This window comes from Sorangium sp. So ce385, assembly GCF_051474135.1.
GTDB lineage: Bacteria > Myxococcota_A > Polyangia > Polyangiales > Polyangiaceae > Sorangium > Sorangium cellulosum_D.
Genome location: NZ_CP150337.1, coordinates 10,649,459 through 10,668,285 on the forward strand (window position 1 = coordinate 10,649,459; position 18,827 = coordinate 10,668,285).

The 18,827-nt window shown below is 71.2% G+C and carries 11 protein-coding genes; 2 read left to right on the top strand and 9 right to left on the bottom strand.

The window, feature by feature from the left end; translation table 11 throughout:
• Positions 1-546 precede the first annotated feature (546 nt).
• Both WME83_RS38880 and WME83_RS38885 read left to right on the top strand, forming a co-directional pair.
• Positions 547-1,161, top strand: coding sequence for a hypothetical protein (locus WME83_RS38880; protein WP_437314753.1), 615 nt, complete (start codon positions 547-549; stop codon positions 1,159-1,161).
• Positions 1,158-2,849 (top strand): M23 family metallopeptidase, encoded by a 1,692-nt coding sequence (locus WME83_RS38885; protein ID WP_437314754.1) that lies wholly within the window; start codon positions 1,158-1,160, stop codon positions 2,847-2,849. The genes WME83_RS38880 and WME83_RS38885 overlap by 4 nt, the downstream gene beginning before the upstream one ends.
• On the opposite strand, the gene WME83_RS38890 is transcribed toward WME83_RS38885, so the two are convergent.
• From WME83_RS38890 to WME83_RS38930, 9 genes are all read right to left on the bottom strand, one after another.
• Positions 2,830-3,618: a leucine-rich repeat domain-containing protein gene (locus tag WME83_RS38890; RefSeq protein ID WP_437314755.1), complete on the bottom strand. Its 789-nt coding sequence runs from the start codon at positions 3,616-3,618 to the stop codon at positions 2,830-2,832. The two genes, WME83_RS38885 and WME83_RS38890, sit on opposite strands and share 20 nt — an antisense overlap.
• Positions 3,619-3,836: 218 nt before the next feature.
• On the bottom strand, positions 3,837-4,307 hold the full coding sequence (locus tag WME83_RS38895; RefSeq protein WP_437314756.1) for a ferritin-like domain-containing protein: 471 nt from the start codon (positions 4,305-4,307) through the stop codon (positions 3,837-3,839).
• A gap of 464 nt (positions 4,308-4,771) precedes the next feature.
• Entirely contained in the window at positions 4,772-4,990 is a 219-nt protein-coding gene (locus WME83_RS38900) for a hypothetical protein (RefSeq protein ID WP_044989269.1), read from the bottom strand.
• A gap of 103 nt (positions 4,991-5,093) precedes the next feature.
• The gene (locus tag WME83_RS38905; RefSeq protein WP_437314757.1) at positions 5,094-6,191 is read right to left on the bottom strand and encodes a ferritin-like domain-containing protein; all 1,098 of its coding nucleotides are present in this window, start codon (positions 6,189-6,191) and stop codon (positions 5,094-5,096) included.
• Between the two features lie 4 nt (positions 6,192-6,195).
• Positions 6,196-8,112: a hypothetical protein gene (locus WME83_RS38910; RefSeq protein WP_437314758.1), complete on the bottom strand. Its 1,917-nt coding sequence runs from the start codon at positions 8,110-8,112 to the stop codon at positions 6,196-6,198.
• 40 nt (positions 8,113-8,152) lie between these two features.
• A complete protein-coding gene (locus tag WME83_RS38915) occupies positions 8,153-8,917 on the bottom strand; it encodes an antibiotic biosynthesis monooxygenase (protein WP_437314759.1) in 765 nt (254 codons plus the stop codon).
• A 202-nt stretch (positions 8,918-9,119) separates the two neighbouring features.
• On the bottom strand, positions 9,120-11,186 hold the full coding sequence (locus WME83_RS38920; RefSeq protein ID WP_437314760.1) for a hypothetical protein: 2,067 nt from the start codon (positions 11,184-11,186) through the stop codon (positions 9,120-9,122).
• 304 nt (positions 11,187-11,490) lie between these two features.
• Complete coding sequence (locus WME83_RS38925; RefSeq protein WP_437314761.1) at positions 11,491-14,910, bottom strand: RCC1 domain-containing protein; 3,420 nt, start codon at positions 14,908-14,910, stop codon at positions 11,491-11,493.
• A 408-nt stretch (positions 14,911-15,318) separates the two neighbouring features.
• Positions 15,319-18,747, bottom strand: a complete 3,429-nt coding sequence (locus WME83_RS38930; protein WP_437314762.1) for an RCC1 domain-containing protein — start codon at positions 18,745-18,747, stop codon at positions 15,319-15,321.
• Between the last annotated feature and the right edge of the window lie 80 nt (positions 18,748-18,827).

Below are 18,827 nucleotides of genomic sequence, written 5' to 3' on the forward strand. Positions count from 1 at the left end.
CGATGCGCCTTGTCGCCGACCGGGAGCAGCGGAGGAGACGACGGCGAGAGCCGCCCCTGGAGCGAGCGGCGCACGGATCGCAGCGCCGCTCGCTCCGCGCGAGCCCCCCTCGCCCATCCGCGAGGAATCAGCAGTCTCTTATCGATCCCCTGTTTCAATCCTCGCGAGCGTCAGCGAGCCGCCGCGGACGCGCCTGCAGGACGTGATTTGAACTACCACGGAGCGTCTCGTTGAAAAGCTCGAAACACGTTCCCGACATACGGAGATCCCGGGGTAGTTCAACGCCGCACGCGCGACCGACGATCGCCTGTTTCTTGCTGTCGCCGGACGAGCGCGGCCGCATGGCGGCGACCATGAGCTCACGCACGCATGGAAGGCGTGGTGCCGTCGGACGCCCCGCACCCATGACGCGCCCCACGGGCGCTTCGCGCACGGCGTCAAGTCGCCCCGGTCACACCCCGGCGACATCTCGCGCGCGCCACGTCATCTGTTGGCCATGACCGCAGCTCTTCGACTAGAATCGTGGGTCCACTTCCGCGAGGCTCCATGCGCGGCGTCCCCACGATTGTCGTTGTCCTCCTCTCTCTCTCTGTTGCGTTCGCCGCGTGCGACCAGGCCGCGCCCCCCTCCGAGGCGCCGCGCGATCCGGCCGCCGCTCAGCCGCTCGTCGCCACGGCGGCGCCGGTGATCGCCCCCGTCACCTGGCCGCCGGCCGCCTCGGTCGACCGCGGCGCGCTCGCGGCGCTGCCCGAGGCGGCGGCCCACGCCGCCCGGATCTCGCAGGTCCCGGTGCTCGTGCCGTCCCGGCCCGAGCTCCTCGCGGCGCCGGTCCTCGTGGCCAAGGAGCACTGGACGTCGTTCTGGGCAAGGACGGAGTCGATGTCGGTCTCGCTCACCATGACCCGCCTCGAGCGCAAGTATCCAGGCATTCCACCTTTCCGAGGAACCCACGCCGTGCGCGGGGCGCCCGCGCTCATCACGGCGAACGAGGGCATCTGGACCGCTTCCTGGATCGAGAACGGCGTCACCTACGCGCTCGACGTCGAGTGCGCGTCGCCGGAGGCCCCGGCCTGCGCCTCGGACGCGCTCCTCCGCGAGCTCGCCGCGGAGCTCGTCTACGTGGGCGGCGTCGGCGCGAAGACGGCGGGAGACAGGCGATGAGCGCGCCGCTCCACCCGCGCCGCCTCCGTCGCCCCCGCCCCGCCGCGCCGGCCCCGCTCGCCGCCGCGGCCGCGCTCGCGCTCTTGCCGACCGCGGCCGCGGCCGATCCGTTCTCCTACCATCCCGCCGGCGAGCTCGTCCCCGGCTCGGGCGAAGGGCGCTCCGACGGCGTCGTGTATGCGCCCGGCATGCGCTTTCCCCTCGAGGAGGGCCCGGCGTTCGCCAACTCCCAGGTCTACAGCAAAGGGGGCAGCGCCGGCCCGCCCGGGGGGCAGTGCGACGCGGACAACTACGCCTATCCGTGGCGCGACAACTTCTGCGAGTCGCGGTCGTGGGCGATGCCGCTCTGCCCCTCCGGGGCGGGTCATCAAGGGCAGGACGTCCGGCCGCCCACGTGCGAGGCGGGCAAATACTGGGTGGTCGCGGTGGCCGACGGCATCATCACGAGCATCGGCGGCTACTCCGTGTACCTGACCGGCGAGGACGGGACTCGCTACGACTACCTGCACATGTCCGATGTCCAGGTCTCGGTCGGCCAGGGCGTGTCGCGCGGACAGCGCATCGGGAAGGTCTCCAACGTCTTTGGCGGCACGCCGACGACGATTCACCTGCACTTCAACGTGCGGCAGTCGCTGAGCGGCGTCGGGCTGGTGTACGTGCCGCCCTACAGCTCGCTCGTGGCCTCGTACCAGGCGCTCCTCAACGAGCCCCCCGAGGGCGCCCTCGAGGCCGCGGGATGCGACGGGATCCGCGGCTGGACCCACGACCCGGACGCCGCCGAGGGCGCGCCGGGCAGCGCGCGGCTCTACGTCGACGCCGCGGCGACCGACGCGGGCGCCGAGGGCCACACCCTCGCCGCGGACCGGCACCGGGACGACCTCTGCGCGCCGCTCGGCTCGTGCGCGCACGGCTTCGAGGCGCCGGTGCCGCTCAGCGTGCTCGGAGGCGAGCACGCGGTCCACGCCTACGGCGTCGACGCGCTGAGCGGCGAGGAGGTCGAGCTCGAGGGCAGCCCGAGGGCGCTCGCGTGCCCGCTCGAGCTGCCGGGCGGCGTGCGGCGGCCGCTCGGCGGCGCCGGGGCGCTGGACGCCTGGCGGTTCTCGCGGTTCTGGGACGTCGCCAGCGCGCCGGACGCGGCGCTCGAGGCGCTCCCCGAGGGCGACGCGTTCCCGCCGTCGCCGCAGCTCGTGCGCGGCGACGACGGCGCGGCGTCCGTGTGGCTCGTCGACGGCGCCGCGCGGCGGGCCGTGCCGGACGCGGCGGCCGCCGCCGCGTGGCGGCTCGATCCGGACGAGGCCGTCGTGTGGCCGGCGGCGCGGCTCGCGGCCCTGCCGCTCGGTCCGGCGCTGCCGCCGCGCCCCTTCCTGGCGCAGGGCTCCGGGCCGGCGCTCTACGTCATCGACGCGCTCATCGACGCGCTCATCGACGCGCCGTCGCCGGGCGAGGGCGGCGGCGGGGCCACCGGCGGGGCCGGCGGCTCCGGCGGCGCGGCGGGCGGCGCAGGGGGCGCGGCGGACGACGGGCCCCTCATGAACGGCGCCGTCCACGGCGAGCTCCGCTGCGCGGCCGACGCGACCGGCGCGGGCGGCGCGGCGGCGCGCTGGCCGCTCGGGCTCCTCGCCGCGGCGGCGGCGCTCGGCGCGGCGCGGCGGCGCGCGGCCGGGCGCGTCAGCCCTCGTGGATCTTGATCCCGGGGATGCTCCGGAGCGGGCTCGCGTCGTCGACCCGCGAGCCCTCGAGGTACACGTTCTTGAGGCTCTTGAGCTCCCGGAGCGGCGACACGTCGCTCACCCGCGTCCGCTTCATCTGGAGCATCTCGAGCTTCTTCAGGCCGGCGAGCGGGCGCAGATCCGTCACCTCGGTCTCGTCGATCTGGAGCTCGGTCAGGTTGGTGAGGCCGGCGAGCGGGGTGAGGTCCTCCACGGGCGTGCGGCCGATGTCGAGCCGGTCGAGCTTGACGAGCCCGGCGAGCGGGGAGAGGTCCTTGACCAGCGTGGCCGACACGCGCAGCGACTCCAGCCGGAGCAGGCCCTTGATCGGGCGGAGATCGTCGATCTTGCCCGGCGGCAGGTAAAGCCCTTTGACGCCCGTGAGCTCGGGGAAGAGGCAGGGATCGAGCTCGTCGAGCCCCTGGGCGTCGGACAGGTTCATGGTCTTGATGTTCTTGAGCTCGGCATGCTTGATCGGCCCCTCGGGCTTCTGGAGCTGCTGCCGCACCCTGGCCTCGAGCGCCGGATGCGAGAACGTCACCGGGTCGCTCTTGGTGCACACGACCTCTTTCTTCGGCGGCGCCGGCGCGCTGGCGGCGGCCTGAGGGCTCGCGGCGGGCGTCGCGGCGGCGGGCGCCTGCGCGGCGGGGGCGGCGGAGGCCGCAGGGGCGGCGGGCTTCTTGGGCTCGTCGCAGCCGAGGAGGGAGAGGGCGAGGCCAAGGGAGGCAAGGACCGAGGGGCGAATCATCGCGGCGATGATACACGAGACGGAGAAAGAAAACCGCCGCCCCCAAAGCGCGCTCGCGGCGCGAATCGCCGAGCTCCAACAGCGCCTCCGCGCCCGCAGCGGAGATCGCGTGGACGCGAATCGACTCCGAGCGTCAATCTTCGATCAGGACGGAGTCACCGTCGACACCGTCGTTGGTTGCGCATCGGTTGCGCATGGGCTGCGCACCGGCGCGCTCGCTACAGCGGCAGGAGCAGGAGCCCTTGCCGGGCGTCGAGCTGCTCCGCGAACCACTCCCGGTGACGCCGCTCCACCGCGAGCGACTGCCGGAGGACGTCTCGCGCACGGTCGGAGAGGCCTTCGCGGGACGATATCATCCTCTCGTAGGCGGCGCAGCTCTCTTCCTCGTAATGCCTCATCGCCTCCAGGATGGCGCGTTCTCCGACCATCCCGTTCGTCAGCGCTTTGCTCTTCAGCTTGGGTCGGACGGCGCTCTCGACGGGCGGATCGCCGAGCTCGTGGGCCAGGGCGGCGAGCTCCTCGAGGTGGCGCTCGTGATCGCTCAGGAAGCTCGCGAGCCGGCTCTTGTCGCCTGGGCGGCTCATCCGCGAGAGGGCCGCTCGGAGCGCGTCCACCGCGGACCAATTGAGCTCGATGAGTTCAGTCAAGGACCCGATGAACGCGGCCTCGCCGCCGATCACGGACGCCATGGAATATCGCTCCTCTCGACCCGGAAGCTGCGCCGCCCGGGAAGAGGGACGTGGGCGGGTGCTTCTCCAGGTCTTCGATGCTCGCAAGCCCGGTGCCGGAGCCCGCCTGTGCAGCGGCTATCCATCGCGCCGCGCGCGCCGTCCAGGAACCGCGCGCCTTCCACGCTCGCCGGCGGGCGGCCGTGCCCGCGACGGCCTCTCCGGGCCCCGCGCGCACGGCGGATGCGAAGGCGCAGCCCAGATCGAGGCCGCGCGGCGCGCGCCGGGCCAGGACGGAGCCGTGAAACGCCGAGGGCGCAGGGAGCGTGATCGCGCCGGCCCGGCCGGAGCGGCGCGGTTCGAGCGCGTCCTGGACGTGAGCGCGCTGCGGCCTGGAGGCGCGGAGGCCGCGCCGCCGAGGTCGGGAGAGGGGGAGGTGATCGGTGGAAGGGAGAGGGCAGGCAGCCCCAGCGAAGAAGGCGAAGCTACTTCTTGCCGAAGAGGCCGCCGAGGGAGCTCGCGAGGCCGCCCACGTCCAGGTTGGCGATGGCGGGGGCGGCGGCGCCGAGCGCGGTGTCGACGTGGGCAGCGAGCGGAGCGGGGAGCTTCGCTTTGAGGAAATTGACCACCGTCTCCACGGCCACGCGGGCCTTGTCTTCCGAGATGCCCACCTTCTCTGCGACCTGTCGTACCAGCTCGTCCATGGCCTCGACGCTCATCCTTTCTGCGCGCCACCCGCGCATCCGCGGAGAGCATCCACGCGCCGATCGGCGCCGGCAAGAGAATTCCGCGCCCAGCGGCGCGGGCTCAGGGCTGGAACGGCGGCGCGGCGGTGGGGCCGTCCGGGTTCACCGGATCGACGAGGTGCTGCACGACCTGCTGCGCGACGAGCTTCAGCTCGAACATGATGCCGAGCGCGCTGTTGAACATCTCGGGGCGACCGTTCCACGTGGCGTCGAGCGCGTCGAGCAGGCGGAGGTAGGCGTCGTAGAACGCCCCTCCGGTGTAGCCCGCGGCCGACGTGGGCGAATAATCGCTCACGCGGGCGTTCTCGGGGAACCTGTAGACCCGGCTCGCGTCGAGCGGCACCGGCGCGCCGGTGTAGGACCACCCCGAGGGCGCGGACTTGTCGGCGACGAGCCGGTGCCCGAACGCGATCTCGCCGAACTTGAAGTAATGGGCCATCTCGTTGCCGCCGGCGTGGGGGTTGATCGGATCCTGGCCGACATTGGCCCCCTCGCCCTGGCGAATGATGGTGCGGAGCGCGGCCTCGGCGCTCGCCAGGTCGCGCACCCGGCACGTCGGATCGCCCGGTACGCTCGACGGGAACCAGCGCGAGAGATCGAGCTGGCGCTCGAGGCGCGGGTCCCCGAAGGGGTCCTGTCCGCTCTGCACGAGCCGCTCCAGCGAATCGATGACCGCGTTGTAGAAATCGCCGATCGAGCCGTATCCCTTCGCCTTGTTCTCGGCGATCCGCTGCGCGATCTTCGGGTCCTCGCCGGGCAGGACGGCGGTCGTGTCGGGGCGCTCGATCGCCATGAACACGTTCTTGAGCTGCGCCGTCGTGAGCGACCCGAGCGAGACGGTCAGCTCGGGGTCGATCGACATCGGCAGGTGTCCGGGGTACTTGAGCGCCAGCCCGAGCTTGCGGATCGGCGGATTGCCGCCGAGCGCGACCGCGGTGTTGGCGGCGAGCGCCATGTGCAGCATCTCCTCGACCACCACCGCTTGCACGAGGATGCGCGCCTCGTCATTGGCGCCCGGCTGGAGCGAGAAGACGCCCGTCAGGTACGGCGGCAGCGTCGAGAGCTCCAGCTGGATGGCGCCCTCGAGGGTGGCGGCCACGTCGGAGGGGTTCCGGGCCTCGCGGACCCGGGCGATCAAGGTTTTATCGACGAAGAGCATGGTCTCACCGGCTCCGCAGGCGGTTGAAGATGCGCTTGTTCTCGACCTCTTCCGGCGGCGACGACGGCGCCACCCCCGAGAACGGGCAGCGCCCCTGGAAGCGCGCCACGAGCTGCGGGTCGCGCGCCGCGGAGCGCTCCATCGCGCTCTCGAGGTAGCGCAGGAGCGCGGCGCGCTTGCCGGCGGAGAGGTCGCGCGTCACCGGCATGTGATCGGGATCGGTCGTCGGCTTGCTGAGGACGAAATGCAACAGGTGTGCGTTGGCGTCCGCGACCTCCCGGATCGAGAAGTCGAAGAGGCCCTTGCTCATGACCGGGTAGAGGTTCGCGTATTGCTTCCAGATCGGCTTGACCTCCTCCCAGGTCGGGCGCTCCGACGCCGTGAAGGTGCTGAAGACGAGCACGGAGACCTGGTCGAAGGTCTGCTGGATGATCGGGTCGCCGTCGGCGAAATTGTAGGCGACCGCGTAGAGCTGGCCGTCGATGTAGCGGCGCGGACAGCCCATCTCCGGCGGCCCCTGGAATCGCACCGTCGCCCGCCCCGCCGCGTCGGTGCGGACCCGCTGGGGCTCGATCGCGAGCGCGCCGATCGGGCTGTTCATGATCGGGATGGCCGCGGTCGGCGTGGTGCCGATGGACGCGTCGGCGGGCGCGTCGCCGTCGTCGGGCGCGGGCGCGAGCGGCTGGAAGGCGATCGGCGCGCCGGAGAGCGGGAGGCCGTAGCGGGTCGCCCACAGCGGCACGTCGCGGCGGTTCTGGTCCGGCTCGTTCGGGTCGAGGCGGAACGAGAGCGCGTCGACGCGCAGGTCGCGCCCGTGCGCGGTCTCGCGCATCATGACGAGCCCGTGGCCGGCCGGCACGCCGCCGCCGAAGAGCACGAGCGCGAGCGGACGCTCGTTGACGAGGCTCTTCGCCGCGGCGGGGATCGGCAAGGTCTGGATGCCCGACGCCTGCATCAGGGAGCCGTCGCTCGCGTCGAGCGCGCCGAGCACGGTGAATCGATCCTCGGCGAGGACCGCGCCCTCGTTGGCGTCCGGATCGTGGAGCACCGCGAACCGCAGATCGCCGAGCGGCGCCAGCTTGCCGTCGTCGCCGAAGGGCAGCGCGTTGCTGAAGTCGACCACCAGCGCGTCGCCGATGACCTTGCCGGAGAAGCAGGTCATCCCGTTGGCGGCGAGGCACGAGTTCGCCGGTAGACTCGGGTTCTGGAAAGCGCTCGTCGGCATGAACCGCCGGCCCGACACGAACGACGCCGGCTCGTCGGGGAGCGCCGGCCCGATCGCGCCGACGATGGTGCCGTAGGTGAAATCGGGCGCCTTGACGCTCGTCTGGTAGCTGAAGACCGTGAGCCGGACCGAGAGCCGGCCGCTGCCGCGCGACGCCTCGGCGAGCGCCTTCAGCACCGGGCTGTTCACGCCGTCGAGCCGCCAGCGCAGGTTGGAGAGCTGCGATTGCCACAGGGCCGACGCGCCCGAGTCGCCCTTCATGCCGCCGCGAAAAAACCAGAGGTCCCGGAAGGGCGTCGGCTCGAGATCGGCGAGGAGCACGAGCTCTCCGGTGCGCGGATCGCGGAGCGACACCGAGAGCCCGTAGAGCTGCGAGGCGAGCTGCCAGTCCGGGTCGATGTCGACCAGCTTGCCCGACGGGCGATCGGGCGAGTTTCCCACCGAGAGGCCGACCGCGCCGTCCGACGCGTCGACGCCGCACGCGCCGATCGCCTGCTGGATCGTACAGCCGGTGAAGCGGAAGATGGCCGTGCCCGTGGGGTTCCACCAGCCGTTCATCGATTGCTGGGTGCTGAACTCCTGGAATCGCGGCGTGAACGTCGCGTTGTCGAAGTGCCGCGGGTCGTTGTTGACGGTCGACGGATCCGCCTGGAATCGTCCGGAGAATGTCAGCCGGGGCTGGTTCAGGTAGCTCATGGTCTCTCCACCTCGTGGGCGAATGAGGGCCGGTTTGGGCTCAGAACGGCTTGATGAGGCCGATCGGATTGGCCTCGGGATCCTTGATCATGGCGAACTGGTAGCCGTCGATGGACGTCGGGGGCATCAGCTTCGTGCCGCCCGCCTCCACCGCGCGCGCGATGGTGCCGTCGAGGTCGTCGACGAGCAGATAGAAGTTGTGGCCGGGCTCGAAGCCCGGCGTGCTTGGATCGGCCTGCCCGACCCCGCCGAGCGCCTCGCGGCGCTCCACCGGGAACTTCACGTAGGCGAACCCGCCGGTGCCGATGGTATAATTCCATCCGAAGACGGCCTGGTAAAACGCCTTCAGCTTCGCCTGATCGCGCCCGATGATCTCGAACATCACCGACGGGTGCTGGTTTGCCGGCTCGTTCGCGGCCGCGGGCGCGAACGCCTCCGGCCGGATGAAGCCGGCGCGCCGCGCGAGGAACTCCACGACGGTGAACGGCTTGCCGTTCGCGGCGACGAAGAGCTCGCCGTGCCGCTCGAGGAAGCGCGTGAACGCCGGCCCCTCGACGTGGCGCAGGAAGGCGTCGGCGCTGCGGTAGATCCCGAACAACACCACGCGATCCGGCGCGCCCGGCGGGAGCGCCTGGAGCCGGTCGTCGCCGCGAAACGGCGCGTGCACGAGATAGGCGAGCGTGTCGGGCTCGCTCTCCCGCACCTCCGCCGCGAGCGCCACGAGCGCCGGCACCGCGGCCGACTCCTGGCCTGGCCGGATGAACCACGTCGACGTGAGGCTCAGGATCCCCGGTTCTCCATGCATTCGCGCCGCACCCCCTCCCCGGCAGGAACGTCCAAGCAGAGCGCCCGTCCGATCCGTAGTGCAGGCTACTCAAGCCGATCCACGATGGAAGCAAAATCGGACATCGAGAAAATCAATATCGTGGCAAGTCCTCTACCATGTCATTCGTTTGACGCCGGCGCTGCGGCGGCGTGAGCGCGACGTCTCATCCCCTGAATCGGCGTCACGCCGCGCGGATGTCGCTCTGGAACGGGGAGAGGTTCTCCGGGAACAGGAGCCACGCGAAGAGGCAGCGCACCTCGAAGGTCTCGTCGGCCGCGATGGCCGCGAGCGTGGGGTCGAGCTCGTCGATCGCGTGCCCTTCCCAGACGAAGCCCGGCACGCCGCGCGCCCGGCTGACGAGCCCGCCGGTCTGCCGCTGGTCGCGCGCGCGGAAGCAGCGGGAGAGCGCCATGTCGACCGCCGCCGTGAAGTCGGGCCGGTGCGCGATGCGCTCCGGCAGCGCGACGTGGTCGAGGCCCGCCGACCAGCAGAGCCAGCAGAGGGCGGCCCACTCGGCTCGGACCCTTCGCATCAGGAGGGAGACCGGCAGGGCTCCTGGGTCGAGCGTCTCGTCCACGGTGAGCTCGACGGTCTCCACGCCATTCTCGGTCTCCTCGGTCAAGGTCGCCGCCGTCCGCGCGAGCTCCACCGGCCCCTCCGGCAAGAGGCGCGACAGGTCGGGCGGGAGCCACGGGCACGGCTCCGTGCCCGGCAGGCCGCGCTGCACGGCCTCGCGCAGGCGCATCAAGCGGGTGGCGTAGACCTGGATCTTCTGCCGGACCTGCTCGATCGGCTGGCCGACCTCGACCACGACCGACGCGTCGCCCGGCAGCGGATCGATGGCCTGGCGCGCGGGCCAGAAATCGAGCTCGGCGAACAGCACCCGCACCACCGTCCTGAGGTGCTCGGCCACGGCGGGGGCCTCGGGCTCGATGCGGCCGGCGTCCTCGAGCACGCCGCGCGTGTCGCCGAGATCGAGCCGCAGGAGCGCGCGCGTGATGCAGGTCGAGCGGCGCTCGGGATCGAGCAGCAGCGCCGCATCGACGAGCGAGAGCGCGACGCGGCGCGAGCCCGGAAAGCCGGCGGCGAGCTTGCGGTAGGCGGCGCTCGGGTCGGCGCCGAGCAAGAGCTCGTCCAGGGCGGCGAGCGCGGTCGTGTCGGTCGCCTCGAGCAGCGCTCGCCCGCGTCGCTCCGCGACCTCGGGCCTTGGCTGCAGCGTCGCGGCGCGCAGGAGCTCGGCGAGCCTCTCGCGCTCGCCGCCGCGCGCCGCCGCGCGAGCCGCGGCGCAGCAGGCCTCGCGCGCGCGGCCGTCCTGCAAGAGCTCTCGCGCGAGGGCCCAGACGCGCTCGGCGTCCCACGCCGCGAGGTCCTCGGCGAGCGCGGGCGACGCGACGAGGCTGGCCTCGTCGAGGGCCGCGCCGAGCTCGCGCCGAACGACCGGCGCCCCGTCGGCGTCGAGCAGCGTGAACGCTCCGACCGGGTGACCGTGCGCGTACTGACCGCGCTCCTCGCGCACGCGCGGATCGAGGTAAGGGCTCGCGTCCGGATCGGGGAACCAGCGGGTGGACGGGCCGTGCGAGCGCCCCTGAGGATCGAGGTGCCGCTCCTCGGAGGGGCGGCCGAGCGCGTCGTACTGGAGCTCGCGATACCGCGCGCCAGCGCGAACCTCGATCTCCTGAGCGGGCTTGCCCTCGGGCGTGAAGTAACGGTAGCGGGTCGCGGCCGAGGCGTCGTCCTCCTCGACGAGGATCCAGCGTTGCGAGCCCTGGTCGTAGTCCGCCGCTCCGGCGACGCCGGCGGGTCGCTCGGGCCAGCGGGCGCCGTCCGCGGAGATCGGGTATCCGGCGCGGTCGTGAAAAGCTTCGCGCAGGATCTGCCCCTGCCGGTATTGCGTTCGCAGCTCCCAGGCGCCGGGCGGCACGCAGCACCGTCGCAGCCTGAGCTCCGTCGGGGCGTCGCTGCCGTACGCCACCACCTCGCCGTCGAGCTGGCCGCCCCGGTAGCGACCGCGCTGCGCGGGTTGACCGTTCGGGTGGAACACGGTGAACGGCCCGTCCTTCACCCCGTCCGCGTAGCAGCAGCGCGAGAGCAACGAGCCGTCGCTCGCGCGGTACACCAGGCGTTCGCCGGAAGGGCGGCCGTCGGCGTCCGTCTCCCCGAGCTCGAACGTCCCTTGCGCGGGGTTGTGCCTGGCTCCAGGCGGAATCGACGGAGGTCGCTCCGCGCCGTTGTGTGTCGTGGCGTCCACGCATCGCAGTCTATCGGGTTTTGCGCCGAGCATGCGTCCGTTCATGCCCGGTACAAAGATCCACGAAGCGCGGGTTCGGGGTGAGCATCCTCGCCACGGAGGATGTCTCTCAGGCGCTGGATCCCACGGCGGGTGCGGGCGCGGCGCGCCGCGGGGCGATCGACAGAGCGGTCCTGGATCAGTTGATGAGGAGACAGCCGATGGTCCTCGCCACCTCGTGGCACGAGGGCGTGGTCACCTCCAGCTCGGAGAGCGATGCGACCTGGGAGTCCCAGCCGCCGCTCCCGAGCTGGAGCCTGGCCGCTCAGGGGCAGATGGGGGCGCCCGACTGGACGAACACCCTGCCCTGCTGGGGCGGGATCACGCAGTCGTTCAGCGCGGGGTCCGGGTTGCTGCAGTCGACCGGGGCGTCGTAATGCCCCGTGCTGCTGTTCCACTTGAAGAACGTGCCGGCCGGGAGGGACACCGTGATGTCGCCGCCGAGCAGGGTCGAGATCGCGGGCGTGGGCGCGCCGAAGTTGACGGCGACGAAGCCGTGGCGGTACGTCCGCGTGAACCCCTTGCGCGTGCCGACCGCCTCCACGACGGGCGCCGCCGCTCCGCAGGCGGCGTCGAGCGCGACGCCGAGCTGGGCGTGATCCCAGTAGCCCAGGCCGTCGTCTTGGGGCGGCACGTAGATGCTCGCCAACCCCGCCTCCGACACCAGGTAGCTCGCCAGCGCCCACTCGATCTGCGCGGGCGTCGGCGGGGTGTTTCCGGCGGCGGTGAGGAAGGACGTCTTCAGGTAATACGGCTTCGAGCGGCTCTGCACGCTGAGCATGTGGCCGTGCGTGTTGCTCCAGAAATGGACGTCCTTGCCGTTGTATCGGGTGTCCGGGCAGCTCGGGGACACGTCGTAGGAATAGGCGCCGCACTTCCGGTAGTTGAACCCTTCCTCGTCCAGGACGCCGTCGACCGTGTCGAAGATGCCGCCGGGGCCGGCGAGCGCCGCGTCGCTCGACGAGATCGAGTAAGCAGGCGTCTTCGACCCGGTGATGCTCAGGTTGATGTGGAGGCGCTTGCCGTCCTTGTGCATCTCGTCGCGCAGCCGCTGCAGCCACTTGGCCAGCGCGCGCGTGTACTGCCAGTCGCAGTACCCGTCCCTGGCGGCGCAGCTCGGGTCTTCCGGATCGCACGTGCCGCTGCACGCCGGGTCGTGGCGCGTGTCGCCGTTGAACCGGGGATCCCAGGCCGTCCCGCCGTCGTAGACGCCGCACGCGCCGATGTAGTTGGCGGGCTTCACGACGTCGAGCGACAGCGTGTCGAACCTCAGCCCTCGCGCCCACTGAGCGCGGATCCGAGACAGCATCTCTTGAACGACCTCCTCGTTCGTGAAATCGAGCGCCGGGTTCTCGACCCCCCAGTACGCCGCGTTATCCCTGTTCCTGACCACCGGGGACGCTTCGAGGTCGTCGCGCGGGCTGCCGTCCGTTTTGCACTTGCGGAGGATCCACTCCGGGTGGAGCGCGTCCCAGTAGTTGTAGTTGGCCACGCCCTTGAGCGCCGCGCTCTGGAGGCACTTGAGCTGCGTCTGCCCCGAGACCTCGGAGCAAACGCCGGCGACGTCGATGCCCGTCGGCTTGCAGTCGGCGTCCTCCTCGCAATTGCGCAACTCGCTCTTCGTGTACCAGCACACCTTCTCGCCATGGTAGTAGTACGTCGCCGGGTTGACCGAGGCGTCCCAGGTGACGCAGTGGTACCCTTCCAGGAGGCAGTCGGAGTCCGTCTGGCAGCGCGCGAGGCTGCCGTCGTCGAACCCGGAGACGGGCATGTAATGGCCGACGAGGATGTCGGGCTTCGCGGTCTCGACCGTCCAGTCGTTCGTGTAGCGGTCGCCCTTCCAGACGAAGGTGCTCACCTTCGCGAGGGCCGCGACGGTGACGGGCGGCTTGATCTTGTTGTCGGCGATGATGAACCCGGGGGCGCTGGTGGTGAATTCCTCGTTGCGGATGGGCGCCTTCAGGTGGAAGAGCGCGACGAGGTCCGCTTCCTCGGCGTTCTCGTCGGCGTCGACCCAGCCGGCGCTGTCGGCGCCGGTGAAGTGCTGGGAGGGGCAGTCGTACGTCGCGCAAGACACTTGCGAGAGGAGGCCGCCCCGGTTGGGGTCGCCGGGCGGCAGGTCGCGGTAGAAGCTCTCGACGGCGCCGGCCCAGGTGCCGGTGGTCCCGCGCGGCACCGTGGCGAGGGGCAGCGTGCCCGTCCCGTGGAGGCAGAGCTCGTTCGCGTTCGGGTCGTTGATCGGTCCGTCGCGGAGGACCAGGGTCGGCGCGCCGCAGCCGCCCACGGCGAGGTCGTCATCGCCGAGGTCGACGACCGGGAGCGCGGCGCCCATCTCACCCGCCTCGTCGCCGCAGTCCGGCGTGGCGCCGGTGCAGCCGGGGTGGCCCAGCGCGCCGTGCGCGGCGTCACCCCAGCACTTGACCTTGTCCGTGTCGAGGAGCGCGCACGTGAAGAAGACGCCGGCGGCGATCGCCTTGGCCGTGCGGCCGGGGCCGAGGTCGACGGCCGGGAGCGCCGCCATCTCGCCCGCAGCGTCGCCCTGGTTCTGGTTGTGCCCGAGGCCGAGCTGGCCGTGGTCGTTGAGCCCCCAGCACTTGACCGTGCCGTTGCCGAGCAGGGCGCAGGCGTGCGCCCAGCCAGCGGAGATCGCCGAGACGGGGCCCCCCAGGTCGATGGCGCCGAAGTCCTCCGGCTCGGTCGCGGTGCTGTCGCCCAGGTTGTTCGTATGGCCCTGACCGAGCTCACCGTAGTCGTTGGCCCCCCAGCACTTGACCGTATCGTCGGGGAGGATGGCGCAGGTGTGTTGGCCGCCGACGGCGATCGCCTTGGCCTCGTCGCTCGGGCCGCCGAGCTGGACCACGGGGAGGCTCGCCGGCTTCGTCGCGGCGGTGAGGCCGCGCGGGCTCAGGTCGCCGAGGCCGAGCGAACCGCCCGTGTTCAAGCCCCAGCACTTGACCTGGTTGTTGTCGAGGAGCACGCACGTATGGCTCTCGCCGGCCGCGACAGCCTTCGCGGTGCGGCCCGTCCCGAGGGGGATCGTGGGGACGGAGTTCATCTCGAGCGCGGAGTCGCCGCGGTTCAGCGAGTCCCCGAGGCCGAGCTGACCATACATGTTGTAGCCCCAGCACTTAAGCTCGTTGTTATCGAGCACAGCGCAGGTGTGGTACGAGCCGGAATCCGCGGACTTGACGCTGCGGCCGGCGCCCAGGACCGTGAAGTCCATCTGGAACATCTCGCGCGGCTCGTCGCCGCGGTCGCCGACCTGGGGCTGGCCGAGCTGGCCGCTGACGTTGAGCCCCCAGCACTTCAGGCCAGGCTGCGTCGACGAATAGGGTTGGTACAGCGCACACGTGTGCATGTACCCGGCCGTGACGGCAGAGATGCCCTGACCGAAGCTCGCCGGGAGGGCGTCTCCCATCTCGCCGGCGCTGTCGCCGCGGTCCTCGGTGTCGCCGAGGCCGAGCTGACCGTGGTGGTTGGCCCCCCAGCACTTGAGCGCGCCGGTCTCCAGGACCGCGCAGGCGTGGTTCGACCCCGCGCTGAGCGATCGCGCCTTGTGGACGAGGGCGCTCTGCGCCGAGCCGGTCTCCTCGGTCTCGGCGGCGCCGGGCGCCGGGGCGACCTCGCCGGCGGCGCAGGCCGAGAGGAGGGCCGCGGCGAGCGCGGGCATGAAGAGAGTTCGCATCAAAGAGTCCTTTCCTGGGACGGGTCGCGGTGGACTGCAGTCGTCAAGGAGGTGCGACACAGAGGCACAGAGGCGAGAGACAAAGGGGAGGCTGTGCCTCTGTGTCTCGCCTTCTGTCACGACACGATCGGAGGTGAGCTGGGCGCCGACCTGCTCGCCGGGACGCATGGCCAGCAGCGATCAGACGGCGACGGTTTGTTGCATTCGTTGCAATGGGGGTGCCAACGCCCCGCGCGCACAGCGCCGAGCAAGACGCGCGGAATACCGCCCCGAGAGGTCGCGTCATGTCCGATCGCGCGAGGCGATGTCACGGTGCGGCGTCTCGATGTCACGTGACATGTCACATGACATCGAGACGCTCGCCCGGACGAGGCTGGGTCGGCTCGCCCGACCCGGGATCGGGGCCGCTCAGGGGCAGAGGGGGGCGCCCGATTGGACGAACACCCTGCCCTGCTGGGGCGGGATCACGCAGTCGTTCAGCGCGGGGTCCGGGTTGCTGCAGTCCACCGGGGCGTCGTACTCCCCCGTGCTGCTGTTCCACTTGAAGAACGTGCCGGCCGGGAGGGACACCGTGATATTGCCGCCGAGCAGGGGCGAGATCGCGGGCGTGGGCGCGCCGAAGTTGACGGCGACGAAGCCGTGGCGGTACGCCCGCGTGAACCCCTTGCGCGCGCCGACCGCCTCCACGACGGGCGCCGCCGCTCCGCAGGCGGCGTCGAGCTCGACGCCGAGCTGGGCGTAATCCCAGTAGCCCGTGGCGTCGGAGTAGGGCGTCACGTAGATGCTCGCCAACCCCGCCTCCGACACGAGGTAGCTCGCGAGCGCCCACTCGATCTGCGCAGTTGTCGGCGGGGTGGTGTGGTCGGCGGTGGGGAAGCCCGTCTTCAGGTAGAACGGCTTCGAGCGGCTCTGCACGCCGAGCATGTAGCCGCGCATGTTGCTCCAGAAATGGACGTCCTTGCCGTCATAACGGTTGTCGAGGCAGTCCGGGGACAGGTCGTAGGAATAGGCGCCGCACTTTGCGTAGTTGAACCCCTCCTCGGTCAGGACGCCGTCGACCGTGTCGAAGATGCCGCCGGGACCGGCGAGCGTCGCGTCGCTCGACGAGATCGAGTAAGCAGGATGTACTCCCCCGGTGCTTGCCAGGTTGATGTGGAGGCGCTTGCCGTCCTTGTGCATCTCGTCGCGCAGCCGCTTCAGCCACTTGGCCACCGCGCGCGTGTACTGCCAGTCGCAGTACCCGTCCCTGGCGGCGCAGCTCGGGTCTTCCGGGTCGCACGTCCCGCTGCACGCCGGGTTGTAGCGCTGGTCGCCCTTGAACAGGGGGACCCAGGTCGTCCCGTTCTCGTAGACGCCGCACGCGCCGACATAGTTGGCGGGCTTCACGACGTCGAGCGACAGCGCGTCGAACTTCAGCCCCCGCGCCCACTGAGCGCGGATCCGCGACAGCATCTCTTGAACGACCTCCTCGTTCGTGAAGTCGAGCGCCGGGTTCTCGACCCCCCAGTATGCCGCGTTCTTCCTGTCCCTGACCACCGGCGAGGCGTTGAGGTTGTCGAGCGCGCCGCCGCTCGTGGTGCACCTGCGGAGGATCCACTCGGGATGGACCGCGTCCCAGTAGCTGTAGTTGATCGCGCCCCTGAGCGCCAAGCTATGAAAGCACTTGAGCTGCGTCCCGCCCGGGGCCTGCGCGCAGACGCCGGCGAGGTCGCTGGTCGGCGTCGGCTTGCAGTCTGCGTCCTCGTCGCAAGCGCGCATCTCGCTCGACGTGTACCAGCACACCTTCTCGCCATGGTAGTAGTACGTCGCCGGGTTGGACGCGGAGTTCCAGGTGACGCAGTGATATCCTTCCAGGAGGCAGTCGGAGTCCGTCTGGCAGCGCGCGAGGAGGCCGTCGTCGACCCCGGAGACGGGCATGTAATGGCCGACGAGGATGTCGGGGTTCGCGGTCGCTGCGGTCCAGTCGTTCGTGTACCGATCGCCCTTCCAGACGAAGGTGCTCTCCTGCGCGAGCGCCGCGACGGTGACGGGCGGCTTGATGGAGCTGTCGGCGATGATGAACCCGGGGGCGCTGGTGGTGAATTCCTCGTTGCGGATCGGCGCCTTCAGGTGGAAGAGCGTGACGAGGTCCGCTTCCTCGGCGTTCTCGTCGGCGTCGACCCAGCCGGCGCTGTCGGCGCCGGTGAAGTGCTGGGAGGGGCAATCGTACGTCGCGCAAGACACTTGCGAGAGGAGGCCGCCCCGGTTGGGGTCGCCGGGCGGCAGGTCGCGGTAGAAGCTCTCGACGGCGCCGGCCCAGGTGCCGGTGGTCCCGCGCGGCAGCGTGGCGAGGGGCAGCGTGCCCGTCCCGTGGAGGCAGAGCTGGTTCGCGTTCGGGTCGTTCATGGGTCCGTCGCGGAGGACCAGGGTCGGCGCGCCGCAGCCGCCCACGGCGAGCTTGTCGTCGCCGAGGTCGACGGCAGGGAGCGCGGCGCCCATCTCGCCCGCCTCGTCGCCGCAGTCCGGCGTGGCGCCGGCGCAGCCGGGGTGGCCCAGCGCGCCAGAGGCGGCGCCACCCCAGCACTTGACGTCGTCCGTGTCGAGGAGCGCGCACGTGAAGAAGACGCCGGCGGCGATCGCCTTGGCCGTGCGGCCCGGGCCGAGGTCGACGGCCGGGAAGGCCGCGACCTCGCCGGGAGCGTCGCCGTAGCTCTGGGTGTGTCCGAGGCCGAGCTGGCCGTGGTCGTTGCGCCCCCAGCACTTGACCGTACCGTTGCTGAGGAGGGCGCAGGTATGCTCGCCGCCGGCGGAGATCGCCGAAACCGAGCCCCCCAGGTTGATGGCGCCGAAGTCCTCCGGCTCGGTCGCGGTGCTGCCGCCGAGGCTGTTCGTATGGCCCTGACCGAGCTCACCGTAGTCGTTGCCCCCCCAGCACTTGACCGTGTCGTCGGGAAGGATGGCGCAGGTGTGTTGGCCGCCGACGGCGATCGCCTTGGCCTCGTCGCTCGGGCCGCCGAGCTGGACGACCGGGAGGCTCGCCGGCTTCGTCGCGGCGGTGTGGCCGCGCCGGCTCAGATCGCCGAGGCCGAGCGAGCCGGCCACGTTGAGGCCCCAGCACTTGACCTGGTTGTTGTCGAGCAGCGCGCACGTATGGCTCTCGCCGGTCGCGACGGCCTTCGCGGTTCGTCCCGTCCCAAGGGGGATCGTGGGTACGGAGTTCATCTCGAGCGCCGAGTCGCCTCGGTCCAGCACGTCCCCGAGGCCGAGCTGACCAAACGTGTTGTAGCCCCAGCACTTGAGCTCGTCGTTGTCGAGCACAGCGCAGGTGTGGTACGAGCCGGACTCCGCCGACTTGACGCTACGGCCGGCGCCGAGGACCGTGAAGTCCATCTGGAACATCTCGCGCGGCTCGTCGCCGCGGTTGCCGACCTGGGGCTGGCCGAGCTGACCGCTGCTGTTGAGCCCCCAGCACTTCAGACCGGGCTGCGTCGACGAATAGGGTTGGTACAGCGCACAGGTATGCATGTACCCGGCCGTGACGGCGGAGATGCCCTGACCGAAGCTCGCCGGGAGGGCGTCTCCCATCTCGCCGGCGCTGTCGCCGCGGTCCTCGGTGTCGCCGAGGCCGAGCCGACCGAAGGCGTTTTCCCCCCAGCACTTGAGCGCGCCGGTCTTCAGGACCGCGCAGGCGTGGTTCATCCCCGCGCTGAGCGATCGCGCCTTGTGGTCGACGGCGAGGGCGCTCTGCGCCGAGCCGGTCTCCTCGGTCTCGGCGGCGCCGGGCGCCGGGGTCACCTCGCCGGCGGCGCAGGCCGAGAGGAGGGCCGCGGCGAGCGCGGGCATGAAGAGAGTTCGCATCGAAGAGTCCTTTCCTGGGACGGGTCGCGGTGGACCGCAGCGGGCGAGGAGGCGCGACGCAGAGGCGCAGAGGACACAGA